The organism is Pseudoalteromonas sp. C2R02, assembly GCF_018860845.1.
GTDB lineage: Bacteria > Pseudomonadota > Gammaproteobacteria > Enterobacterales > Alteromonadaceae > Pseudoalteromonas.
Genome location: NZ_JAHKQC010000034.1, coordinates 268,461 through 292,465, shown reverse-complemented (window position 1 = coordinate 292,465; position 24,005 = coordinate 268,461). Strand labels below are relative to the sequence as shown.

General features: G+C 33.8%; 24 protein-coding genes. 13 read left to right on the top strand and 11 right to left on the bottom strand.

What is annotated here, in order from left to right:
• From KO527_RS14530 to KO527_RS14485, 10 genes are all read left to right on the top strand, one after another.
• The gene (locus tag KO527_RS14530; protein ID WP_216041004.1) at positions 1-1,080 is read left to right on the top strand and encodes a vWA domain-containing protein; all 1,080 of its coding nucleotides are present in this window, start codon (positions 1-3) and stop codon (positions 1,078-1,080) included.
• Between the two features lie 8 nt (positions 1,081-1,088).
• Positions 1,089-2,087: a vWA domain-containing protein gene (locus KO527_RS14525; RefSeq protein WP_216041003.1), complete on the top strand. Its 999-nt coding sequence runs from the start codon at positions 1,089-1,091 to the stop codon at positions 2,085-2,087.
• A gap of 36 nt (positions 2,088-2,123) precedes the next feature.
• Positions 2,124-2,735, top strand: a complete 612-nt coding sequence (locus KO527_RS14520) for a hypothetical protein (RefSeq protein WP_216041002.1) — start codon at positions 2,124-2,126, stop codon at positions 2,733-2,735.
• Between the two features lie 87 nt (positions 2,736-2,822).
• On the top strand, positions 2,823-3,485 hold the full coding sequence (locus KO527_RS14515) for a hypothetical protein (protein ID WP_216041001.1): 663 nt from the start codon (positions 2,823-2,825) through the stop codon (positions 3,483-3,485).
• Positions 3,486-3,497: 12 nt separating this feature from the next.
• A complete protein-coding gene (locus tag KO527_RS14510) occupies positions 3,498-4,967 on the top strand; it encodes a M48 family metalloprotease (protein ID WP_216041000.1) in 1,470 nt (489 codons plus the stop codon).
• A 78-nt stretch (positions 4,968-5,045) separates the two neighbouring features.
• Positions 5,046-5,411 carry a hypothetical protein gene (locus tag KO527_RS14505; protein ID WP_216040999.1) on the top strand — a complete coding sequence of 122 codons (366 nt, stop codon included), beginning with the start codon at positions 5,046-5,048 and terminating at the stop codon, positions 5,409-5,411.
• Between the two features lie 105 nt (positions 5,412-5,516).
• Positions 5,517-6,119: a hypothetical protein gene (locus KO527_RS14500; RefSeq protein ID WP_216040998.1), complete on the top strand. Its 603-nt coding sequence runs from the start codon at positions 5,517-5,519 to the stop codon at positions 6,117-6,119.
• Between the two features lie 178 nt (positions 6,120-6,297).
• On the top strand, positions 6,298-7,518 hold the full coding sequence (locus KO527_RS14495) for a glycosyltransferase (RefSeq protein WP_216040997.1): 1,221 nt from the start codon (positions 6,298-6,300) through the stop codon (positions 7,516-7,518).
• A 204-nt stretch (positions 7,519-7,722) separates the two neighbouring features.
• Positions 7,723-8,949 carry a threonine/serine exporter family protein gene (locus KO527_RS14490; RefSeq protein ID WP_216040996.1) on the top strand — a complete coding sequence of 409 codons (1,227 nt, stop codon included), beginning with the start codon at positions 7,723-7,725 and terminating at the stop codon, positions 8,947-8,949.
• A gap of 217 nt (positions 8,950-9,166) precedes the next feature.
• On the top strand, positions 9,167-10,561 hold the full coding sequence (locus KO527_RS14485; protein WP_216040995.1) for a hypothetical protein: 1,395 nt from the start codon (positions 9,167-9,169) through the stop codon (positions 10,559-10,561).
• Between the two features lie 83 nt (positions 10,562-10,644).
• Here KO527_RS14485 and KO527_RS14480 read toward each other — a convergent pair whose 3' ends face one another.
• From KO527_RS14480 to KO527_RS14435, 10 genes are all read right to left on the bottom strand, one after another.
• Positions 10,645-11,874, bottom strand: a complete 1,230-nt coding sequence (locus KO527_RS14480; protein WP_216040994.1) for a hypothetical protein — start codon at positions 11,872-11,874, stop codon at positions 10,645-10,647.
• Positions 11,859-14,219: an EAL domain-containing protein gene (locus tag KO527_RS14475; protein ID WP_216040993.1), complete on the bottom strand. Its 2,361-nt coding sequence runs from the start codon at positions 14,217-14,219 to the stop codon at positions 11,859-11,861. Before KO527_RS14475 ends, KO527_RS14480 begins: the two co-directional genes overlap by 16 nt.
• A gap of 4 nt (positions 14,220-14,223) precedes the next feature.
• The gene (locus tag KO527_RS14470) at positions 14,224-14,874 is read right to left on the bottom strand and encodes a hypothetical protein (RefSeq protein WP_216040992.1); all 651 of its coding nucleotides are present in this window, start codon (positions 14,872-14,874) and stop codon (positions 14,224-14,226) included.
• A gap of 94 nt (positions 14,875-14,968) precedes the next feature.
• Positions 14,969-16,177 carry an iron-containing alcohol dehydrogenase gene (locus KO527_RS14465; RefSeq protein WP_216040991.1) on the bottom strand — a complete coding sequence of 403 codons (1,209 nt, stop codon included), beginning with the start codon at positions 16,175-16,177 and terminating at the stop codon, positions 14,969-14,971.
• A gap of 115 nt (positions 16,178-16,292) precedes the next feature.
• Positions 16,293-17,153, bottom strand: a complete 861-nt coding sequence (locus KO527_RS14460; protein ID WP_216040990.1) for a methyl-accepting chemotaxis protein — start codon at positions 17,151-17,153, stop codon at positions 16,293-16,295.
• On the bottom strand, positions 17,150-17,965 hold the full coding sequence (locus tag KO527_RS14455) for a DUF3365 domain-containing protein (RefSeq protein ID WP_216040989.1): 816 nt from the start codon (positions 17,963-17,965) through the stop codon (positions 17,150-17,152). Before KO527_RS14455 ends, KO527_RS14460 begins: the two co-directional genes overlap by 4 nt.
• 152 nt (positions 17,966-18,117) lie before the next feature.
• Positions 18,118-18,684: a DUF4136 domain-containing protein gene (locus KO527_RS14450; protein WP_216040988.1), complete on the bottom strand. Its 567-nt coding sequence runs from the start codon at positions 18,682-18,684 to the stop codon at positions 18,118-18,120.
• Between the two features lie 66 nt (positions 18,685-18,750).
• Positions 18,751-19,899 carry an HlyD family secretion protein gene (locus KO527_RS14445; protein WP_216040987.1) on the bottom strand — a complete coding sequence of 383 codons (1,149 nt, stop codon included), beginning with the start codon at positions 19,897-19,899 and terminating at the stop codon, positions 18,751-18,753.
• Positions 19,900-19,903: 4 nt separating this feature from the next.
• Positions 19,904-20,230, bottom strand: a complete 327-nt coding sequence (locus tag KO527_RS14440) for a DUF3302 domain-containing protein (RefSeq protein WP_216040986.1) — start codon at positions 20,228-20,230, stop codon at positions 19,904-19,906.
• Between the two features lie 60 nt (positions 20,231-20,290).
• Entirely contained in the window at positions 20,291-20,698 is a 408-nt protein-coding gene (locus tag KO527_RS14435; protein WP_216040985.1) for a hypothetical protein, read from the bottom strand.
• 136 nt (positions 20,699-20,834) lie between these two features.
• Between KO527_RS14435 and KO527_RS14430 the strand changes: the two genes are divergently transcribed.
• Positions 20,835-22,028 (top strand): cation:proton antiporter, encoded by a 1,194-nt coding sequence (locus KO527_RS14430; protein WP_216040984.1) that lies wholly within the window; start codon positions 20,835-20,837, stop codon positions 22,026-22,028.
• A 53-nt stretch (positions 22,029-22,081) separates the two neighbouring features.
• Here the strand turns inward: KO527_RS14430 and KO527_RS14425 are convergent, their stop codons facing one another.
• Positions 22,082-22,660, bottom strand: a complete 579-nt coding sequence (locus tag KO527_RS14425; RefSeq protein WP_216040983.1) for a hypothetical protein — start codon at positions 22,658-22,660, stop codon at positions 22,082-22,084.
• A 134-nt stretch (positions 22,661-22,794) separates the two neighbouring features.
• On the opposite strand from KO527_RS14425, the gene KO527_RS14420 reads away from it, so the two are divergent.
• Both KO527_RS14420 and KO527_RS14415 read left to right on the top strand, forming a co-directional pair.
• Entirely contained in the window at positions 22,795-23,574 is a 780-nt protein-coding gene (locus KO527_RS14420; protein ID WP_216040982.1) for a hypothetical protein, read from the top strand.
• Positions 23,575-23,653: 79 nt separating this feature from the next.
• Positions 23,654-23,926 carry a hypothetical protein gene (locus KO527_RS14415; protein ID WP_216040981.1) on the top strand — a complete coding sequence of 91 codons (273 nt, stop codon included), beginning with the start codon at positions 23,654-23,656 and terminating at the stop codon, positions 23,924-23,926.
• Positions 23,927-24,005: the final 79 nt, after the last annotated feature.

Genomic DNA, 24,005 nt, shown 5'->3' with positions numbered 1-24,005 from the left:
ATGACAAAAAAGCGCCAGTTTACAACTTTTAGCTTATCATTTCTTGATATTATGTCTTGCGGTTTTGGTGCTGTGATCTTAGTTTTTTTAATTATTAAACACGATGTTGATACTGTTGTTGATGCACAAAACATTACTTTAAAGGCTGAAGTTAATTTATTAGAAGAAGAAATTTTAGAAGGAGATAAAAATTTAGTAAAACTAAAAAATACAATTTCAACTTTAGATCAAACTTTGGTGGAAACCAGTGGTTTAGCCCGTAGGATTAATGATGAAATTGATGCAATAAATAATAAAGTAACACAACTAGATATACCCGATGACGATCAACAATTATTAGATTTAAAGAATAAAATAAAAACCCTGATGCTTGAAAAAGAAAAACTTGAAGATGAACAAGCTAAAGGGAATGACGCCAGAGACTTTGCCGGACAAGGAAATAGACAATATTTAACAGGCCTAAAGCTCAGTGGTGCCAGAACCTTAATTTTAATAGATACCTCCGCAAGTATGTTAGATAACTCGATTGTAAATATCATTCGAAAAAAATATATGCCAGATGAAGCAAAAAGAGCATCTTCAAAATGGACGCGTGCCATTTTAGCCGTTGAATGGTTAATCGCTAAATTTCCTGTTCAAAGCCAATATCAAATTTATGCTTTTAATACAGATGTGTCTGCGGCATTTAAAGACAGTATTCACAAATGGCATTATATATCGGATAAAGAGACTCTAAACTCTAGTATTAAAAACCTGAGAACAACAACGCCTACTGGCGGTACAAATCTAGAAAAAGCATTTCAGGTGGTTAATTACTTAGATCCCCTACCCGATAATATTTTGTTAATTACCGATGGTTTACCAACTCAGAGTAATACCACGGATAAAAATGCGACCACGATCACAGGCCCTCAAAGAGAAGCGTTATTTGAAAAAGCAGTAAATAGTTTGCCTGAAGGTATTCCTGTTAATGTTTTACTCTGGCCAATGGAAGGTGATCCTATGGCTGCTTCTGCATTTTGGAAACTTGCACAATATACTTCAGGTTCATTTATGAGCCCTTCACAAGATTGGCCCTAGGAGTTTTTATGGCAAGAAATAAAAGGATACAACAAGAATCAAGTATTGCATTTTTAGATGTGATTTGTTGTGGCTTTGGTGCCATCATTTTACTGTTAATGATCACTAAAACTGTACAGCCAATTGTACTTGAAAAGTCAGCAGTTAATTTAGATGCCCAAGTTGAAAACCTACAAAAAACCTTATTTAGTATTAGAGGCGAAACAACCATTTTTAATCGGAATTTAACGGCCAAACATGAACAAATTGACAACGAAAAAAAGCGCATTGCTATTTTACGTACAAAGCTCGCGACCATTGAAGCCCAATACGCCCAAACTTCAAAAGCTGCAACTTACATGCAGAAAGAAAAAGGGAAACTAGCCATTGCGCTGCAATCGCTTTCGGATGAAATGACCCGTTTGTTAGGTGCAAATTATCAGAATAAAAATAACTTAATTGGGGGGATCCCAGTTGATAGTGAATATTTAGTTTTCATTATAGATACATCCGGCAGTATGTATAACTATGGTTGGCAAAGATTATTAGAAGAAATTATCGCAACATTGGATATATACCCTAAAGTCAAAGGCATTCAAATTATGAATGATATGGGTAAATATATGTTCACAAATTATAGAAGGAAGTGGATCCCCGATACACCAGGACGTAGAGAGGCAATCATAAAACGGTTAAGAACATGGAACCCCTTTAGTAACAGTAGTCCAGTTGAAGGCATTCAAAAGGCGATTAGTACTTTTTTTACTCAAGATAAAAAAATTAGTTTGTACGTCATGGGTGATGAATTTTCTGGACGTTCAATTCAAACAGTACTGGGTACCATAGAGCGAATAAACAAAGTAAATAAGGATAACGAAAGATTGGTAAGAATACACGCGGTTGGTTTTCCTGTTCAATTTATGCGACCAACTCATTTACAAACAACAGGCATTCGATTTGCAACCTTAATGCGAGAACTAACATATAGAAATGGCGGTACTTTTGTTGGGCTAAATGATTACAAATAGATAATAACGCTTAATTTTTATAAAAAGGACATGTTAATGATATTTAATATTATAAAATTCATCTCTTTTATTCTAGTTTTGTTTGTTTTTACAGGATGTAAAAGCACTTTAACAGTAGAGGGGGAATTCCCTACCCCCGTCGTTAATAAACTACCTTACACTTTAGGGGTGATTTATGACAAAGAGTTTAAGGCATATCAATATAATGAAAAAGATGAAAAACGAGAAGAATGGGAAATTGAAGTCGGCGATGCTCAGTTAGCCTTATTTAACACAGTATTGCCTGCTATGTTCTCTGATGTTGTTAGTGTGCCAGATCTTGAAAGTAAACCAAATAACCCCATTGATATATTTTTTAAACCCCATGTTGATGAGTTGCAATATAACGTACCAGAAGAAACTAAGCTAAATATGTTTGAGGTTTGGATCAAATATAATATGAAGGTATATGATAACCAAGGCCAGTTATTAGCAGATTGGATATTAACAGCTTATGGTAAAACTCCTACCGCATTTATGCAAACTCAAGAAAGTGCGTTAAACGAGGCTATGGTTATCGCATTAAGGGATGCAGGCGCAGGTTTAACGCTTAAATTCAGTCATATACCTGAAATAAATAACTGGTTAAAGAAACACGCAAATAAATAATCATGAAATGGTGAATTTAAATAATAGAAGCTATGCTTAATTTATAAGCACTTTATTTTCAATTGCTCAATACTAAAGGTAATTATGATGATCAAACTATCTTATGCGTGTGTATTTAGCCTTTTTTTTATTTTATTTGGTTGTACTACTGTGACCATAGAAGAAGTTCAACATGCCTCTACTGAATTAGTAGAAGGCGAGTCGATTGTTGTTATTGGTAGAAGAACTAGCAGTGATTATGAAACTGAGCCTGAGCTTATTTCTTGCATAGGCAAGATTTTAGCAAAAGGTGAAAATCAGCTGAATGTGATCCCAGAACAAACATTTGTTGATAATTTATATCCTTGGTTTGAGCCCCGTACTGCCCCATTGAGAGTGAGAGATTTACAACGTTTACTAACCTATGATGCAGTATCTGAAAAATTTAACGATTTTAATGTTCACTACATTATTTGGGTTGATGGTAATACAGAAACGACCCGAAGTAGTGGCAGTATCACCTGTAGCTTAGGTGGTGGTGGCTTAGGGTGTTTTGGATTTGGCACTTGGGATAAAAAAGCTGAATATGAAGCTTCAATCTGGGATTATAAAAAGAAAAAACTGATAGGCAAAATTAGCAGCGAAGCAGATGGTACATCCTATATGCCTGCTGTTGTTATTCCCATCCCAATTATCGCACAAGTACAAGCTGATGCCTGTAAAGGTATGGCTGTGCAATTAAAGCACTTTTTCAATAATACACAGGGCTAAATGGGAGTTTTTATGAATATATTGCTTATGACTATAGTCAGATTTATGATTTTGCTCCCTATTTTATTAATGATGGCTTGTTCAATAAATCCAGCCACTGGCACGCCAGATATCGTAATGATGTCTGAAAGCTCAGAAATTGAAATGGGCAAAGAAATGCATGAAAAGTTGATAAAATCTATGCCGATTTATCAGGATGAAAAGTTAGCCGAATATGTAGACAGTATAGGTCAAAAAATTGTTAAAAATAGCCACAGAAAAGATATTAAATATCATTTTACTATCATTGATGCGCCCGATATTAATGCTTTTGCACTGCCTGGGGGTTATATATACATCAATAGAGGTTTATTGAGCTATTTAGATTCAGAAGCACAACTTGCTGCCGTATTAGCACATGAAGTCGGACATGTGACGGCTAGGCATGTCGTTAGGCAAGACTCAGCAAGAAAAGGAGCAAGTGTATTATCTGTATTATCTGTATTTACAACAGGTAGTGCAGCCATTGGTGATGTTACAAACCTTTGGGGAACCGCTGCAGTTAAAGGTTATGGGAGAGAAATGGAGCTAGAAGCTGATGGTTTAGGTGCTGAATATTTATTTAATAGTGGTTATGATCCCCATGCTATGGTTGAAACAATCGGTGTTTTAAAAGATCAAGAGAAGTTTGCGAGGTACAGAGCTAAAGAAGAAGGTAAAAAGAATAAAAGCTATCATGGTGTATTTTCCACTCACCCAAGAAATGATATTCGATTAAAAGAGGTCATTTCAAAAGCTGGTACGCTTAAATCAAATGATAATAAAAAAATTAATGAACAAGTATATAGAGAAAAAACAGAAGGCATGATTTACGGTGTTAATTACAGCGCCCTTTTAAAAAAACAACCTGTTGAGAAAAACAGATATATACATGAAAAGTTGGGTTTTTCGCTATTATTTCCTGTAGATTGGCAAGTTACTAACACCAGAAAAGCAATTATAAGCGAACCTAAAAATAAATCAGCCCAAATACAATTGCTGGTTTCCAAGAGGTTAAAAGGCGTATCTCCAGCAGCACATTTAAGAAATCAAACTAAAGTATCTATGTTAAAACGCTCTGAAGACTTTAAACAAAATGGATTAATTGGCCATACAGGTATTATTGAAGGTGCTAATGGTAAAACAGATCAAAGAGTAGCGACTATTTTTCAAGGTGGACGCGCGTATACGTTAATATCCACAGTGAATGATATAGACCCAGAGATAGACTACGATAGTATCTTCTTGAAAAGTATTCATAGCTTCAAGCCCCATAGGGTTCAAAATACCAATAAGAAATCTAAAATCATTCATTATGTTAAAGCAAATGATCAAACTAAGTACTCATTACTTGCTAAGCAATTAAAGATAGGACTTTATGGAGAGCAGCAATTACGCTTGATAAATGGTCAATATCCGCGAGGAGAGCCATTATCTGGGCAATGGATAAAAATAATAAAATAACAGTTTACTTATAGAGTGATTTTTTAATTGTATTTGATTACAATCCAAAATCAAAAAACTAACTCGATAGGTATTTTAGTGATTGATGCATTACGTGATCAATTAACACTGATGAATGAGAACTTTGTAGAAAAGAAATCTGGATTCAAAGTAAAAGTTATTCCATATTTTTGTTCTGTGTTTATTAAAAAAGATATCAAAAAAGAAGGTATATTAACTTTTTATACAAATCAGCTATTGAAAGTATTCTTAGTTGTTCTTTTTTTATTATTTGGCTTAGCCATTTATGATTCAAAACTTGGTATGCAGCATGGTCCAATTCAATTGGCTTTGTCTGCCCTCATATTTATCAATTTTGTGATAAGCCAAATTGCAATAGAATCACTAAAATCGCGGATCCTGTTTTGTCAGATGAATAAAGAAAATGTGGATTTAAAAGAATAATTCATTAATTTAATTTGTCCCTACTAAGGGGCAAATTGACTACTTTGTTAAATTGTATATAATTCGAGCATAAAAATAATTATAAAAACAATATGGTAAGTCAATATGGATTTTTCTACCGAAGAGCTCGACTTTTTTCAGCATGTCTTTACATCAGAAACTGAAACTGACAAAACGATTGCAAATGAGCATAATTTAACTGTTGAAACAAGCATTCCTAAAAATGTCGCTGATATACTAGGCAATGCCAAGCTGACCTTATTAGCACAAATAAGCCATTATCAATTATGGTTCCCTTTAACAATCAAAAAAAATCAAGATAATGAATTCACGCCAATACTTGGTACGCCTGAAATTATGGATATGCAAGGTATTGATCGTAGCTGGCGTGTAAACTCCCCACAAAATGTTTCACTACATAATAAAGGCACTAAGCAACAAGTAGAAATTTTGTCCTTATCAAGTTCTGGCATCACAATGCGGGCAAACTGTATAACGAGCGCTAATAAACTATTCGAAGGTAAAGAGCTTGAGATGCATTTACCTGATCAGCGGCAAGTAAAATTAGCCTTAGAATCAGTAAGATCTGAGAATAATATCATCGCGGGAAGATTTAAGAATGTCGCGCAAGGCAGAGACTGTTTGAGAAAGTTTTTATTTAACCTCCATAGAACTAAGTACTCAGAGCTTTATGAACAAATAAATTAAAACTGTAAACATAAAATACTGTGTCTAAAAGTTTTGATTTCCTGTTATTATCTTCTTTTTATAATACCTATGATGTTAGGTATAAAGCTTAGTTATCTGTTTTTAAGCTTTTGTTATATATTAGTCAATTTTATCTAGATTGAACTTTTATCCTATTTTATGTAAGAAGAATTCTGTAATGAAAAAAGTACTTGTGATCGGTTATGTTTGGCCTGAACCAAACTCATCAGCTGCTGGTAGCCATATGCTATCAATTTTGAGGTTATTCATAAAGCAAGATTGGCAAGTTGAATTTGCAACGCCCGCTCAAAAAACAGAGCATATGATAGATTTAGAACTTGAAGGGATTTCAAGTAAAGAAATAGCATTAAATTGCTCAAGTTTTGATGAGTATATTCAAACATTATCTCCAGATATCGTAATGTTTGACCGTTTTATGATGGAAGAACAATTTGGCTGGAGAATTGATAAGTTTTGTCCTGATGCATTAAAGATATTAGATACGGAAGATTTACAATGTTTAAGAAATGCGCGACATCAAGCTCATAAAAAAGAGCGTGCAATGACACTAACTGACTTGCAAAGCGATATTGCGAAAAGAGAAATCGCTGCAATTTTAAGGTGTGATATCTCTTTAATAATATCAAGTTTTGAAATGAAGTTGCTTAAAGATACATTTAATATCCCTTGTAACGTTTTGCATTATTTACCCTTTATGCTTGATTTAAATAAAATACCCAGTAAAACAAAAGCCTTTAACGAACGCTCTGGATTTATGACAATCGGAAACTTTCGTCATGCACCTAATTGGGATGCAGTATTATTTTTACAAAAAATATGGCCCCTGATCCGTAAACACATACCAGATGCACAATTAAATATTTATGGCTCTTATCCACCACCAAAAGCAACCGCCCTCAATAATCCAAAAATGGGTTTTAATATTAAAGGTTGGGCTGATGATGCACTTGAAGTAATGCAAGAAGCAAAGATTTGCTTAGCACCGCTTAGATTTGGTGCAGGGATAAAAGGTAAATTATTAGATGCTATGACTGTTGGCACGCCAAATATCACTACGGATATTGGTGCTGAGGGCATGTATGATAATGAACAATGGCCAGGAGACATTCAGAATGATATTAATGAATTCGTGAAACAAGCAGTTAAACTTTATGAGAATGAAGCATTATGGAATTCGGCTAGTCAGGCTGCTTCTCCTCTATTAAAAAATAGATATAATGGTGAACTTTTAGGCCAACAGCTTGTTGAGAAAATTGGTTGTACCATCAATGGATTAACTTGCCATAGACTTGGTAATTTTACGGGTGCTATGTTAAAACATCATACTATGAGCAGTACAAAATATATGGCTCAGTGGATTGAAGCGAAAAACAAATAAAAAATGTGAAATAAAGCGTGACAGATTTTTTTTTCAATTTACAATCCACCTAAAATTATGAACATGTTTTATTATAAAATGTGTTCATTAAAAAATGCTTACATAAAATAGCCTATTAGTATTTAAGCTATTAATATAATTACCTATCGCTTTTATATAAATATTTTAGCTATAGTTTATGTATACTTCTTTGTGGATTGAATTTTGAACAACGCGACTTTTACTCAGAAAAGAAAATTTATAGTAAAACTTGGAAAGATGCTTCACAAATATGGTACGCCAGCGTACAGATTAGAAGCACACTTACTCAATGTAGCCAGCTCATTTGGATTAAAGTCTTCATTTATTATCACTCCTACCGCTTTAACTTTCGTTATTTGGAGTGAAGGTCATGAAAATGAATATACTCATGCAGCACGTGTCGCCCCTGGTGAACTTGATTTAGGCTCATTGTCCCGTACAGACGAATTGGTTGATGAATTATCTAACGGCACAAGAACTTTAGAAGAAGCGGATCAAAGATTAGACTATATAAACGATTTACCAAATCCATACAGTAAAGTAGCCACAGGTTTAGCATTTTCAATGTCTGGAGGTGCTTTTGCTATGCTGATGGGCACCAGCTGGAATGATGCTTTTTGGTCTGCGATTATCAGTTTAGTTGTTTATATTTTTGTTTTATGGTCTGAGCGCTCAAAAGGCGTTGCCCATATGTTAGAGCCTTTAGTCGCTGTTGTATCAGCATTAATTGCTTGTGCTATCAGTGTATATATCGACCCTGGAATTAATATAAGGCTTGTGATCCTCTCTGCTATTATTGTGTTCATTCCGGGTCTCGCTTTAACACTTGGATTAGCTGAACTTTCAGCAAGACATCTGGTCTCTGGTACAGCTCGGATCATGGATGCAATCATGCTGCTATTTAAGCTATATTTCGGTGCATTTTTAGGCATGGCATTAGGTTTTGCGCTATTTGGTCAAGCTGAGTTTATCGCACCTGTACCACTTGAAAAGTGGACTGCTTGGGTGGCTATAGCTGCATTATGTACAAGCTTAATCATAATATTTAAAACTAAAGCAAAACATGCAACTTGGTCAATAGCCTCAGGTTTCATTGCATTTGGTGCCAGTTATTTAGGTGCGATATATTTAGATTTCACTTTAGGTGCTTTTGTTGGTGCTTTTGCAGTAGGAATATATAGTAATTTATTTACCCGAATTGCAAATGCACCTGCTTGTATTGTATCTATGCAAGGGCTAATTGTATTGGTACCAGGAAGTAAAACTTATATTGGTTTAAACGCACTGATGTCTGGTCAAGATTTTTTACATACTGAACATATAGGACAGCAAACTTTCATTATTTTTATGTCTTTAATTGCTGGAATAATATTTGCCAACGTCGCACTACCACCAAAGAAAAGCCTCTAATTAATAAGCCCTAATTTTTAGGGCTATCCTTTCATATTTGAAACTGTATCTAAGCTGAATATTATTGCTTTAATCCTGCTTAAACCCTTGTGCAATTGTGAGTTTTTGTCACGTTTGTAACCATAAGTTATCAATGGTAATAATTGGTAAAGTTGGTAATTTTTTCAATTTTAGCATGGCATACTGTCGCCAATTGATAGATAACAGGATCTAAAAAATGAAATTATACCAAACTAAAAAACTTGCAATACCAGCACTAGTCGGACTTGCTTTAGCTGGCTGTGGTAGTAGTTCAAGTAGCTCAAACAATAATGGTTATGTTCAATTCTATAATGGGTCATACAATAGTCCACTTACTACTTTAGTTGTTGATGATATTGTAAGAACTGGCGGTGAGTTTGGTGAAGTATCTACACGTCACAGCTATCAACCTGATACTTATGAAGTAAGCTACGAGTACCAAAATGATGATGGTGATTATAAATCTATCTTTGAACAAGATGTAAAAGTTCGCTCAGATCAAAAACAACTTATGATCATGTCAGGCGACTTTGAAGCACCTACATTTACTGAAGTTACAATTGATGATGTTGATGAAGCAGATGCTGATGATAATTTATTTAGTTTAGCATTCATAAGTACTGTTGGCTCAGATGTAAATTTTGATGTATACCTAGCAAAAGAAGATGCTGATTTTACTGAGGCTGATTTTATTACGACAACTGCAAAATTATCAGCAAGTGACTTTGTAAATTACACTGAAGGCAGCTTTAGCATCTATGTGACTAAAGCAGGTGAAGATGAAGTTATTTTCCGTTCAACTGAAACGTCTTTATACGATGGTACTAGCTATTTAGCAATTATCCGTGATGGTTACAGCGTTGTAGATGATAGCATTGCTGTTGATTTAGTATCTGATAGTAATAATGTTACCGCTTTAAAACATGAAGACGCACAAGGTCAAATTCATTTTTATAATTCGTTAAATCAATATGAAAGTGTCACTTTCACTGCGACTAATTTAGATAATAGTACTGCGCCTATTTCTGCTGACAGTTTTTCTGATTATGTAAAACTAGCGCCTGGCGATTACAGCATTAGTATGACTGATGAAACAACTGGTGATGTGATTATCGAGAAGTACTTAATTACGCTGGACCGAGAAGAAAGTTTAGCGGCAGTTGTTTATCAAGATGATGATAGAACTAAGCCTAGTATGAAGTCTATTACTGAAAACTTATCTCCAAATTCAGTATCTCATGATATCCAAATCATGAACTTAATCGACTCTTCAAATGGTATCGAAATGAACCAGCTTGATGTGTTCTTTACTAAATCTGGTGAAAGTATCGAAGATACAAATACTTATGCTAAGAACATTACAAAATATGAACATAAATCATTATCTATCGATAATGAAACTTATACTATTCAAGTTGTTTTTGATGATGATGGCCAGCTTAGAAGTTTAATAACTGCACCTGAGCAAGACTTTAATGAAGATGGTAACTACATTATCGTTTTAGAAGAAAAAGATTGTAATACTGAAAACTGTGACGATACTGAGTTTAAACTTACAATCGAACACACAGTAGCAAAAATCGTAGAATAAACCTTATTTTTCGATATATTATAAAAGGAGCTTAATAAGCTCCTTTTGTTTTAAATAGTATTTCTTTACGCTCACTCTTAATATTAAAAATAATGTCTAAAAGCGAGCTGAAATTGGTTTTCTATCAAATCTATATCCTGCTTTAAATACCAGCGTGCGGGTCTTGATGAGTTAATCCAATTATATTCAGTATGAAAAAAACTTCTTTTATTTAATCTATATCGATAACTTAACGTGATGCTTTTTCCATATTCATTATTATTATCACCGACAGTAGCGTCCAAATCTTTCACTTCAAATTCTTCTACTCTTAAGGCATATTGATTATGATCCTGAAGGTATCGTAATAAGATAAAACCATTATTGAAATCATTTTCAACAACTTTATCACCATAAGGTGACTGCATAAATGTACTGCCAGTCATATATTGCATAAGGAACTGAAGCTGTTTATTGAAGTTATACTTGATGCCAAGGTGTTCAAAATTTGTATCCCAAGTATATTGACCTGACTTAACAATACTTGCATCTGCATTATTATCATAAATGCCACCTGATACAGTTAAATAATTACTGTACTTCCAGTTTGAAGTTAAATGTGCGCCCCATCGGTTATCAAGCTCAAGAAAGGGGTCAGAATTAGCCGCTTGAGCACTCAAAGTTGATTCACGCGCTGCAAAAGGTTGCACAACTAACTTTTCATGCAACAATGTTTGTCTATTGCCTATCGTCCAGCCATGCCAAGATAACATGGCGCCAGTAGTATCATTATTTTGAAATAAGGCCAAATCTAAAGAAAAGTTATGAGAAGATTTGGTGAATTTTCCGAGTTTATCTAATGAAATTTGCACGCCAGAGTGTCTTAATTCCTCCCCTACCCAGTTGTTTAAACTTGAACTTGTTAATGTATAAGGTGTAGACCAAGCCGTTGCGATATTTTCTAATGAAATTTTGGGATAGAAAATGCCCGCTTTTGACTTTATACGCCAGCCAGTTTGATTTGGTAAGCTTTTATAAGATATAAATGCCTCAGTTAACCCTACCCCGTCATTAACGCCATCTAGATATGCATTAGCAACAACATGCAAAGCGACATTATTCTCCCATTTCACAGCGTATTGCAAACCAAGTTGTGATAAAGATAACTGTGTATCAGTACTATAATTATACTTACCATAACCCCCTTCTAAATAACTTGTGCTATCGTCAGACACTGATATAAGTCTTGCATCAATAACGCCTTTAACTTCATGTTCAATAGCAAAAGTATTGATACTAAGTAGTGCAAATGTAGAAACTATAATTTTAACCATTTACCTTCCTTAGCAGTTGTGAATGGGCAATCTTTTAACCATGTTTGAAATAAATCTGCTTTGATTGGGCGACTAATAAAATACCCTTGGGCTAATTCACAATTATGTTTTTGTAACCAAAGGAGTGTTCTTTCATCTTCAATGCCTTCAGCAACAACAGTTAAACCCATATTATGTGCTAACTCAATTGTCGAACGGACAATGATTTGATCGTCTTTGTTTTGCATTAATTGTTGAACAAATGATTTATCAATTTTTAACTCTTGTACAGGCAGCTGCTTTAGTTGAGCTAATGAAGAATAGCCAGTGCCATAATCATCTATAGAGAGTTTAAAGCCATGAGATTTTAAATATGATAAAATTTCAGTTGCTTGCTGTGGATCAGATAAAACAGCATCTTCAGTGACTTCTAAAGTGATTTCATAATCTGCAATATTATTATCTTCTTTCAATGCTATGACATAGTCGCTATAAGATTTGTCTTTTAAATTTTCAGCAGAAATATTAATGGCAATTTTGATATTAATATTAAGTTTTTGCCATTTTAAATATTGCTCAACGGCTTCTTTAGTCACCCATCGGGTTAATGCATCCATCTGGCCTGTTTGCTCTGCAATACTGATAAATGAATCTGGTGGAATTAATCCATTTATAGGATGTTCCCAACGTACGAGAGCCTCAACATGGCTAATTTGCATTGATGACAAAGACACTTTAGGTTGATAATGCAATACTAATTGGTTTTGTTCTATTGCAGTTTTTAAACTATTAATTAAATGAAGGCGTTCTACTGTATTAAAGTCAAATTGACGATCATAAGTTTGATAGATGCGATTATGTTTTTTAGCGTATTGTAAAGCGATATCTGTTTTCTTTAATAGATCGGTAATATCATCTGTTTGATGCTCAGGATATTGCGCAATGCCGATACAATATTGTAAATGCAGATTTAAACTTTCATGGTTAAACAAAGGGTCTAAACTAACTGATAACTGTGAAATGGTGTTTTCAATATTTAACTTTTGGCTTATGAGTACAAATTCATCAGCCCCTAGATGAAATAATTCGTCTTCAAGGCTAAATTCTTTAAGCCGGTTAGAAAACTCAATAATGACCTTATCTCCAACTTTATGGCCTAAAGTATCGTTTATTTCTTTTATTCTTCTAATATTGATTTGAAGAATGATAAAGCCGGTTTCCTTGTTTTTATATTCTACTAATCGCTCTGCAAGGTAGTTTCTATTTGGTAAATCAGTAATTGAATCATGATATGCTTGATGTCTGATCAACTGCTCTCGTGCGACTACGGCATCTTTCATCTGATTAAATTCATCAGCTAATTGAGTCAATTCATGTGAGGCATCAATCTCAACATCATGATCATATTTCCCCTGGCCAATATGTTTTATTTGATGAATTAATTGTTTGATTGGACGGGTAATGCCCGCAGAAATCAAATATGCACCAAAAAGAGATAATACAAGTTCAAACATGAATATTATGAGGAATTCCTGCCAGTCTGCCTGAATATTCTTAAGCACTGATACTTTAGACTGAAACATTAATGCCGTCAGGTTTGAACTATTAACTTCACCTAATCTAAAGTGACTTGAAATATAATTAATATCAATGCCAGCGTTTATAGATTGAATGGATTTAAGATCATATTTTTTTTCATCTGTTGAGTGAGAGCTAACCACTTCTTTAGTGTTATTTATCGCAGGATCTTCAAGCAAAAAACTGATATTAACACCTGTTAATTCTGCTAGTTCATTTGCCAAATTATGATCTATTATATAGCCAAATCCGACCCAGCCTATTATTCTGCTGCCACTTTTTAATGGTGCTAAGCTTAATTGATATATTTTAGCATCTAAATAATAAAGCTCAGTTGTGTCTGTTTGAGTAAAAATTTCAAAATTATTAAATGATTTTCCTTGCTCTGAGCCTACTTTTACTTTTTTATGATTATTTTTATAATAAGTAACTAATTGACCAGTAATTTCACCATCGGATTTAATAGATATGGCTAAATCTGCATTAATTCTTTTTCTGTGGTTATTAAGTGCTAACAAAAAGCTTTTTCTATCTTCGGTAAATACATTTTTTAAGCCATAATCTTTTGCTGCTGTTTCAGCAAATGCATTTAGGTAATAATTTCTGTTGTTGAGTTGTGTTTCAAAAACTTGTTTTGCGGTTTCTATTTTATTATTGAGTTGAACGGTTTCAGAATTTTGTTTTGCTTGATATGTTGAATAAAAAGACATCATTTGAATACATAAAAGCAAGAAGATAAATAAGATAAAAATACGGCTTTGCAAACTTTTCATAAAAGAAACTTTCATCAAACTAGTATCCTTCTAGGAAATCAAATTCATCTTGATTTTGTTGAACGGGTATAGGAAGAAGCGATTTAGGCAATGTGATTTTAATATTTTGCGTTTTTTGTATCAATACATCTGTTATAAATTCATTATTATTGATGTCTAACTGTGGGTGCCATATGGTTAGTTTATAATTACCTGAAGGTATATTTTCAAAGTTACTGATACCAGTTGATGTAGTTTTATTAAAATAAGGTGTATCAACAACTAGTACATATCCACTCATCCAATCGTGTATATTGCATCCCATAGCAACTTCCCCTACTGCACTTATATCAATGTTGTTATTATGCTCCCCTGCTTTGACTTTGAAATCAAAACGGTTTTTACCTGATACAGAGTAAATGTGGTGAGTAACATCGTCTTGGTTTTTAAATTTTATTTTTTGACCTTTTTGTAAAACCGCAATATAAGGGGTAAATTTCTTGTTATTTTGAGAAATTATGAGAGTTTGAGTTGTAAGAGAATTAATGGAGGATTTATCTAAAGGGGATAAATACACAACCACCCCTTCTATTTTTGCCAATGTTGGATCTAAGACTGTCACAGTAATATGATTAGCTAAAACTTGGCTACTTAACAATAAAAAACTAATGAAACTAAATTTGTATATCAAGAAAAATCACCTCTAAATTGGGTTTATAACAACTAAAAATCTACTCTAGAAATTATAGACCCTATTTATCAGAAATAACTTTCAAATTATTTATTTAAACTAATAACTTACTGATAACTTGTTTACATTGCATTAAAGTCATAAATTTTGGTACAGGGTAATCTGGATGCGCTTCTTTTAATGCTTTAGTTGCAAGCATACTGATATCTGATTCTCTTAATTCAGGCAAGCCTGTTGGTAGGCCCATCTGTTTATTTAAATTCTCTATCGTTTCAATTAAAGCATTGGCTTTATCGCAATGGAGTTTAAACTCATTTCCTAAGTTGCAATAACGAGCGATTTCAGCAAGTGATTTATGCGCTTTATTATCGTACCACTTAAGTATGTAAGGTAAAGTCACTGCATTTGCGAGTCCATGAGGTGTGCCATATAATCCACCTAAATTATGTGCAATGGCATGTACGTAGCCAATAGATGTACGCGTAAAAGCCTCGCCAGCGTAGAAAGATGCTAATAACATATTGTTTCTTTGCGTTAAATTTCCTCCTTCTTTATATACATTCAGTAAATTGTCAAAAATCAGTTTACATGCTTTTAAAGCACGATCATTTGTGAATTTATTGCCGTTGACGCCGATATAAGCCTCTATTGCATGGGTTAATGCATCCATGCCGGTTGCGGCTGTAATCTGGGCAGGCAATTTTAAAGTCAATTCTGGCAGTAAAACCGCAGCTTTTGGCATAAGCACCAGATCTGTGACAGCATATTTTTGTTTGTTTATAGGATCAGATACAACAGCAGCAATAGTAGTTTCTGATCCTGTGCCTGCGGTTGTTGGTATCGCATATAGATCGGGTAACTTTTTAAGAACTTTAAACAGTCCTTTTAATTGTGCAACAGATTTTTTTGGTTTGGCAACTCTTGCACCAATCAATTTCGCACAATCCATTACTGAACCACCACCAAGCGCGATTATGGCTTGGCTGTCAGAATTTAAATAAGCACGTAAACCACTTTCTACATTTTCAATCGTTGGATTTGGCTGTACATCACTATAAATTGTATGCGCTATTTTATTTTTCTTCAGTAGTGTAATTAAAGGCTCTAATAAACCAAGGTCTTTTAATACTTTATCTGTAACAAGTAATAATGAACGCTGTTCATTTGATTTTATATTTTCAATCAACTGGTTTAAGGCATGCTCACCTTGATATAAAATTGGCCTAGGGAAAGGAATAATTGAACTAAATAGTTTAAGTGAATAATGATAACTACGATAAAAAAGTTTTGTTGTTAGTAGCATAGCTGAACTTATAATTATTATTGTTATAAGCCCACCTTATCTGTTTTTTATAATACTGCAAAGTAAATTAGAGTTTTATATCTATTAATTTTTATGTCATTATTCAAATCATCACTTAAACCTTAAATTTAGCTAACTCCTCCGTTAGTGCATGGGCTTGTTTAGACACGTCATCCAAATTATCTAGTATGCTTTGTAATTCATTTAGTGATTGAGTAGAAGAATAATTTAAATGATCAATACTGTGCTCCATATCAACAGACATTTGAGATTGCTTCTCCATCGCTGATGCTATTTGTTTTATAGATCTTGCAACAGCGCTTTCGAGTTCTTCAGTATGTTGTAATCTGGCCGCAACTTTGTAAATGTACTCTTGTGCATGCTCTGTTGTACTATTACTGCTATCCACATTATCAACAGCTTGTTTACCAAGCGTTTGTAATGAAGCTATTGTTGTTTCTATTGCAGAAATAGAATCTTGGGTTCTTTTGGCAAGGGCTCTCACTTCATCAGCCACGACGGCAAACCCACGCCCTTGTTCTCCAGCTCTAGCTGCTTCTATTGCGGCATTTAATGCTAATAGATTTGTTTGTTCAGCAATATTTTTAATTACATCAAGTACAGAGCCTATTTCACCACTTTGTTTACTCAATTTTGATATAACATCTGCAGTATCATTCATATTACCTGAAAGCTTTTGAATATCATTCACACTGACTTTCATATTGGCTGTACTTTCTTTGATTTCAGAATCAGTTTCTTTGGTATTTTCTGAAGCAATATCAGTATTATGGCTAATATCTTTTATACTAGATGTCACATTATGTATATTATCAGTTATTTCATGAGTTTGATTACCTTGATCGCTTAGTTTATTTGCTATTGATTCTGTAGCAATTTTTACTTGATTGATTGCATCTTCAACTTTTGCTGCATTTTCAATGATATTGATGACTAATGTTCTAAAAGTTGTCAAAAATAGATTGAATTTTCAGCAACATCACCAATTTGGTCATGCTCGCCAATCTCAAGCTCAGTGGTTAAATCGCCTTTACCTTGTGCAAGCAATGATAATGAAGAATTTAGCCTATTAGTGCGAGATAAAACAATACGATTAAAAAGCCAACTCATGATTAAGCCAATTGATAACATGACTAATGCTGTGATTACAATGATTTCAATTCGAACCGTTGTTGCTTGCGCATAAATGTCTGAGAGCGGTTTATTAACCATTAAAACACCTCTCACATCACCTAATTGCCAATCAACTTTTGGTGAACTCGGGTGAGAATTATGACAATCAACACAACCTTGGGCTTGCATGGTATCAGCAAGTGCGACTCTTAAAACGGGTTTTCCATTAAGTATTGTTTCTTCTGAAATGATTATTTTTGGATCTGCTGACAACTTATTCCATGCTTTTAATTGAAAATTATCTAACTGACGATTGGCACGGTTTGGAAAAGGATATTTACTAAATAGTTGAAATGAAGTGCCATCTTTTTCAAAAATATCACTTAATTCATGAACTAAAGTTGCAGGTAATGGAATACTATTCGGATTGTCTTTATGCTCATAATGGGGCGTCATACCAAATTTTTTAGCTTTAACTATTACATTTTTTGTGTAATAACCTCGTAATGTTTTAATTTGTTTTACAGTTTTTATTGCATCTTGTTCACTGAGTGAAATCATCGAATTTTGTTGCATGTTGGGTAATAAAACCGCAACTAAAACTGCAATAATAAACAATAAAGTAAGGATAGGTAGTAAGAATTTTTTTAACATAAAAAAACCTTAGCAAACTAACAAACATTGAATTAATTATAGTTGCTATGATAGAAATAGCTGATAAATAGCTGATAAATTGGTGATTTATTTAAGATGAATATAGAGGCGTATAAAAGCCTGAATTGTGATCCAGGCTATAAATATGAAAACTAAAAATTAGCTAATGTGTTAGTAACGACAAGGTTTATTAGTTTCCCAATATCTTCTTTATCATCTTGCGTTATTTTTTTAGTTGCCCAACCATGCCAAGCAGGTTGTTTCGATTTTACATCATAAAAATCTATAGCCAACTCACCTTGGGTGTAATTGCGTACATGGGTTTCTGAACTGATCCCAACACTACCATATCGACCATAATATCCTCTGCCCCAACCAAACCCACCTTGATATGTTACGGGGTAGCTATCGACTTGTATTTTATTTCTACTGCCGACTGTATATGAAATGGCTAAATCAGCTGTTGTTACATCACCCACTAATATGTAGCCTTTTTTGATTAATGTTTCTTCAATTGTTTTGTCGATATGGGCTTTAGTTATTGGGTTAAAACCGACACTAATATGTAATGCTTTTGATTCTTTTAGCCATGCAAATGTTTTTGCAGTGCTAATATCAACATTTGGATTTTTATCAAAATTAACTCTTGGCCCTGGCGTAGCACATGCTGTTAATAACATCATTAAACTTGATAATAAAATCGATTTCATTTTAATCATAATATGTCCTAAAAGGATGTTTGGTTAAAGATAGGCTTAATATTAGTGGGCCTATCCTCATTGTGGTTATTTCACTGGGTAGATATATTTCAACCAGCCAAGCATACGTAATAAAATACGGCGCATCGCTGATACATGCATAATGTCGTGTTCGTAATTTAATGTTGCCGCTTGTCCTTGTACTCCAAGTGGTAAGTTATACTGGTTTAAGTCTTCATCTAATTCAATAATAGCGATGGCGAACCCATGTTTTGCTATTAAACCTGACGAAATTAATGTACCGTTAGCTTGCACTTCACCTTCTGCCATGGCTGGTAGTATTTCAACAACTTTCCCTGTAAATACATGACCTGGTACAGCATCTAAAATAACTTCTGCATCAATGCCAGTTTCTAACCTTAGCAAAGAGTTCTGCCAAAAAAGACCTGCTATTCTACGTTTCTCTTTTGGTACAAACGTCATAACTGGCCTCAGAGGTAAACTCGCTGCCCTTATGCCTGGTCTAATAGCAACCTGAGTTGGAAACCCATCTGATGGTGCACGAACAAAAGTACGCTCTAAATCAAGTTTAGCTTTATCTCTAGCAGCTTTTAACTGTGCTACTTGTGTATTTTCACCAAAGATTGTTGACTCAGTTACTAACCTAGTACGTCTTTCATCAGCTTGAGCCCCTTCAAGTGCAGCACTGTCTGCTTCATATAACTTCTTTTTGGTATCAACTTGTTGCTCTGAAAATGGTGAGTTTACACCGCCTTTAATATGACCATCACGATAACGATCATAAGTCGTTTTGCTTCTTTCTTTATTTGCTTTTGCTTTATCTACTTTTGCAACCGCAGCAAGCAAGCTTTCATTTTTTTGTAATGCGCCACTTTTAGCTTCAATCAAAGCGGCATCGGCTTTTGCTAACGCAATTTTTTGTTGTGTGTTTTCAAGAGTGAATAAAAGATCTCCCTTGTGTACCAACTGATTTGGCACAACTTCTACAGATTTAACTGTGCCCGTTACTTGAGGCACAATCGGAACGGAAACAAATACTTCTTTTGCATATTTTGCATAAGGATGGTTGTAGTTCATGGTGAAAATAATTGCCGATAAGAGCACAATACCGCCTAAAACTGCTGTAGGTACAGACCATTTGTTTAACGGAATTTTAAATACCTTAAATATAACAATACAAATAGCGGTGTAAATTAAAATTATTAGCAGATCCATCGTATTACTCCTTATCAGCTATTTGTTTCTGTAATTGCTGTACTGTTTTTTGCAGTTCCGATAACTGATTTTCAAATTTATTTTCTTTAACCTGCTCTTTAAATCCCCAGCCTCTGTCTTCACGATATAAGGTTGCCCATATCCATAAAAATGGCCAAATAACACCTAAAGTAAATAAACTAATCCAACCCGCAACATGTATTGCATCTTGGTGAGGGTGGTTTCGGTGTACCGCTATTTCATATGGAATATCATGAATGACAATAATTCCGTAAAAAACAGCGATGAAAACAAAACAGACTAAAAATAGTGCAAAATAGTCTAAAAACATACAAATATCCTTTTAAAAAATGTGTAAAATTAGGCAAGTATAAATACATTAGTGTTCTGCTTATTGTTTTACAACTAATTCATTGTTATTAACTATGTAAACTTTTTTATCTTTGATAATACCACTACATTGTTGGTTTGGTTGCATACACCAAGCATCTACTACTTCTAATTCTCCTTTAACTTCAACAATGTAGCGCCAACCATATAGTGTTTGTTTTTTAGCTTTCCTAGCTGATCTGGCACCTAACAAAGCACCGGTTATTTTTGCTGCATCTTTCCCGCTGCCAGAACCAAAGGCAGAACCTACACCAACACCTACTGCAGCACCGAGTAAAGGTTTACCATCAGAGCCAACTTGGGTTGTGATCACTTCTGATTTTTTGACTACGCCCTCAACAATTGTTGTTGCAGCAGCTATATTCAGAGATAAACAAGATAAAAATCCACAAAGTAATAATTTCTTCATACATATTTCCTTTAAAAACAATTAATTTGATAATTTATTTATTAGTTAAACTATGCTTCTAGTGTAGAGTGTCGGAAATACCTCCGCTATGTTGTTTTCAAATAAATTTAAAAAATATGACATAAAGGCAATAAAAATGCATGACCATCACGCTTTGATATTAACATCAGTTCTCATTTTTATATTTGGTTTAGTCTCTAAATTATCTGCTAGATCTATATTTACAGCGCCTATGTTTTTTGTTGCCGTTGGTATTATGATTTCTTCATTTGGCCTAGGCTTATTTCACATAAAAGCAGACACTCAAATGGTGAAATTTCTAGCTGAGTTGACTTTAATTATCATTTTATTTGTTGATGGTTCGTTACTAAAATTAACACACTTAAAAGATGCGCTTTCAGGTATATCAGGTCGTTTATTACTAATAGGTTTGCCCTTAACTGCCATTTTGGGTTCCCTTTTTGGCATATTGATTTTTCCAGAATGGGGAGTGTGGTCAATCTTACTGTTAGCGCTTATTTTATCTCCTACCGATGCAGCTTTAGGGCAAGCAGTTGTAAAAAGTGAAGTTGTACCTGATGAAATAAAACAAGGCATTAGTATTGAAAGTGGCCTAAACGATGGTATGGTCTTACCGCCAATTCTCATTTGCATCGCTGCACTTGCACAAGGTGGAACTGCGTTACCAAACGATCAAAATTGGTTGCAATACATTATTTTGCAACTTACTTTAGGGCCAATTTTTGGTGTGATAATTGGCCATTTTGGTGGTAAAGCGATTGACTTTGCATGCTCCAATAATTGGATGGAATCAACATTTCAGCGGCTGTCTTGCTTATCTTTGGCAATATTGGCATTTTCTTTTGCTGAAGCTGTTCAAGGTAACGGCTTTATTGCTGCTTTTGTTGCTGGGTTAACCTTATCTGTAAATAACCGGATAGTTAGGGACCGAATTCAAGAGTTTGGAGAAGCTGAAGGGCAATTATTATCTTTATTTATATTTTTAATTTTTGGTCTAGTCGCAGTACCTGCATTTATTTCTTATTGGGATTTATCAAGCATTGTATATGCAATTTTAAGTCTAACTGTTATTAGAATGTTACCCGTTGCAATATGCTTAATGGGATTTAAAGTGAATATGTATAGTAAACTCTTTATTGGGTGGTTTGGGCCTAGGGGGATTGCTTCAATTTTATATTTATTAATTGTGATCGGTGATATTGGCACCGAGGGCCATGAAGATGTTTTATCTGTGATAGTTTTAACAGTTTTAATCAGTATATTTGCCCATGGCATATCTGCTTTGCCTATGACTAACAAGTTTAGATGACCAATTTAACCAAATGAGCTTAAAAGCGCATTTGGTTACGTGAAAAAACAAATCTAAAAGCGCATTCTAAGACCTAAACCGACTTGTCCCATATCAAACTGGCCATCTGTTTGCAGATTGACACCAAAAGAGACTTTTTCGCTAACTTGATAATAAACCTCTGCCCCCATGACCCAGCTATTATCTAATTTATCGGTATACACATCTTGATAGCCAACATAAACCTTAGTACTTAAGTTTTCATAAGTCGATGCTAAGCCTAACTTATAAGTACTTGAGTTAAAATCCAGTTTATCTTCACTGAATTCTTGCTCTTCAATTTTGGTATCTAACCAAGTATATTCAGCAAATAAGTATTGGTTATTATTTTTTCCATCATACACTTGTTGTTGAAAACCTAATGTCGCGCCATAAGTAGCAATATCTAAACTATCATTGCCACTTACTTGAAAGCCTCCGTAGAAGTGTTCACCAAAAGATTGAGATAACTCCATTTTTCCAGTGAACTCAGTATCATGTCGCTCAACATCTGACATGACAGCCTGAAAATCTAAATAACTAAATGGATCAATTTCTGCCATCGTAGAAAAAGAGCTTGTTGCAATTAACGCACATAATAAATATTTTTTCATTTTTTCCTATATTCCTAAAGTTTAATCGTGTTTTCACACTTGATTTTTGATGTGTTAAGGTTAAGGAATAATGGTGGTTGTTATCATGGCGTTCTCAAATAAACATCATCAAAACAACATAAAGAGAAATATAAATGCAGTTTTGTCGTGACACTTTTTCACAAGCGCTTACTTTTTATCGCAAAAAACAGAAATTATCACAAGATCATTTTTCACAAGAGTTAGCATTAAATCATCCTATGTTTGAAGCTGTATCTCAGTCAATTTTAAGTAAATGGGAAAGTGCGAAACAGGAACCGCCTTTAATTAAGCGTATGTGTATTGCTAATATTTTAGGTCAAAGCTATAAATTAAATACAGAAGAAAAAAATCAACTTAAACATGCTCAATCATTAGACTTACAACATCAAAAGTTTCAGAATATTTATGACTACCACTATAATAAAGTTGAATTAGTGTCTTGGGAGAAACTGGAAACAGTTGAAAAAGAACTAATAGCACAGGCTCATGAAAATCTGACCAATGAATCTTTAAGTAACACAATTAATAATTTTGAAAGATTAGATTTAAAGATTATAAAAGTAAGTTATAACGATGTATTGCTTGGCCATTGTTTAATAGGTCGGTGTTTAAATCGTGATATTGTTCTAAGCATGATATTTACGAATATAGCAGTTTTAAAAGCTATTTTTAGTCAGCTAGAGTCATTTGTTCAGGATAACGTTATTATGCCGGCTTTTACCCAGTCAGCTAATTATTTTTTAAAAAATATGCAATATGATTTAATTCAAGCCAACTCTATTTTACCATTTTATATTATGCCAGTAGAAGATTTTAAAAATAATAAACTATTACGATATTTTATAGAAGGTGCAGATGACAGCACATTGAAAAGCTTTGCATTAAAAGAATAGTTGTTGAATCATATACGTATAACGTATTTATGATATGTTTAATTACGTTAATAAAAATTATATCACTTAAGGACAAGAGATGAATCCAACCAATGAAGATAAAGTGTGTACTTTATCATTAGAGCGCTTTGATAAACAAAGGTTGCACATTATAAGAAACCTTAAAGATAAAGTGGATAAGGGGGAATTATTAAGTGATTTAGAGCTGGTGTTTTTAGAACAAGTATTTAAAGATGCTCATGAGTTATTACCTAAAGTTAAAAATCACCCTGAATATACAAGAATTTTTTCTCAAGCAATTTCTTTATATCACGAGATCAATGATCAAATGATTGAAAATACAAAGATATAGCAGCTATACTATTTTACCTGTATTAGATTATAATATTGATATCATGGTACATCTGTTGAGTAAAAATTGAGAATACATA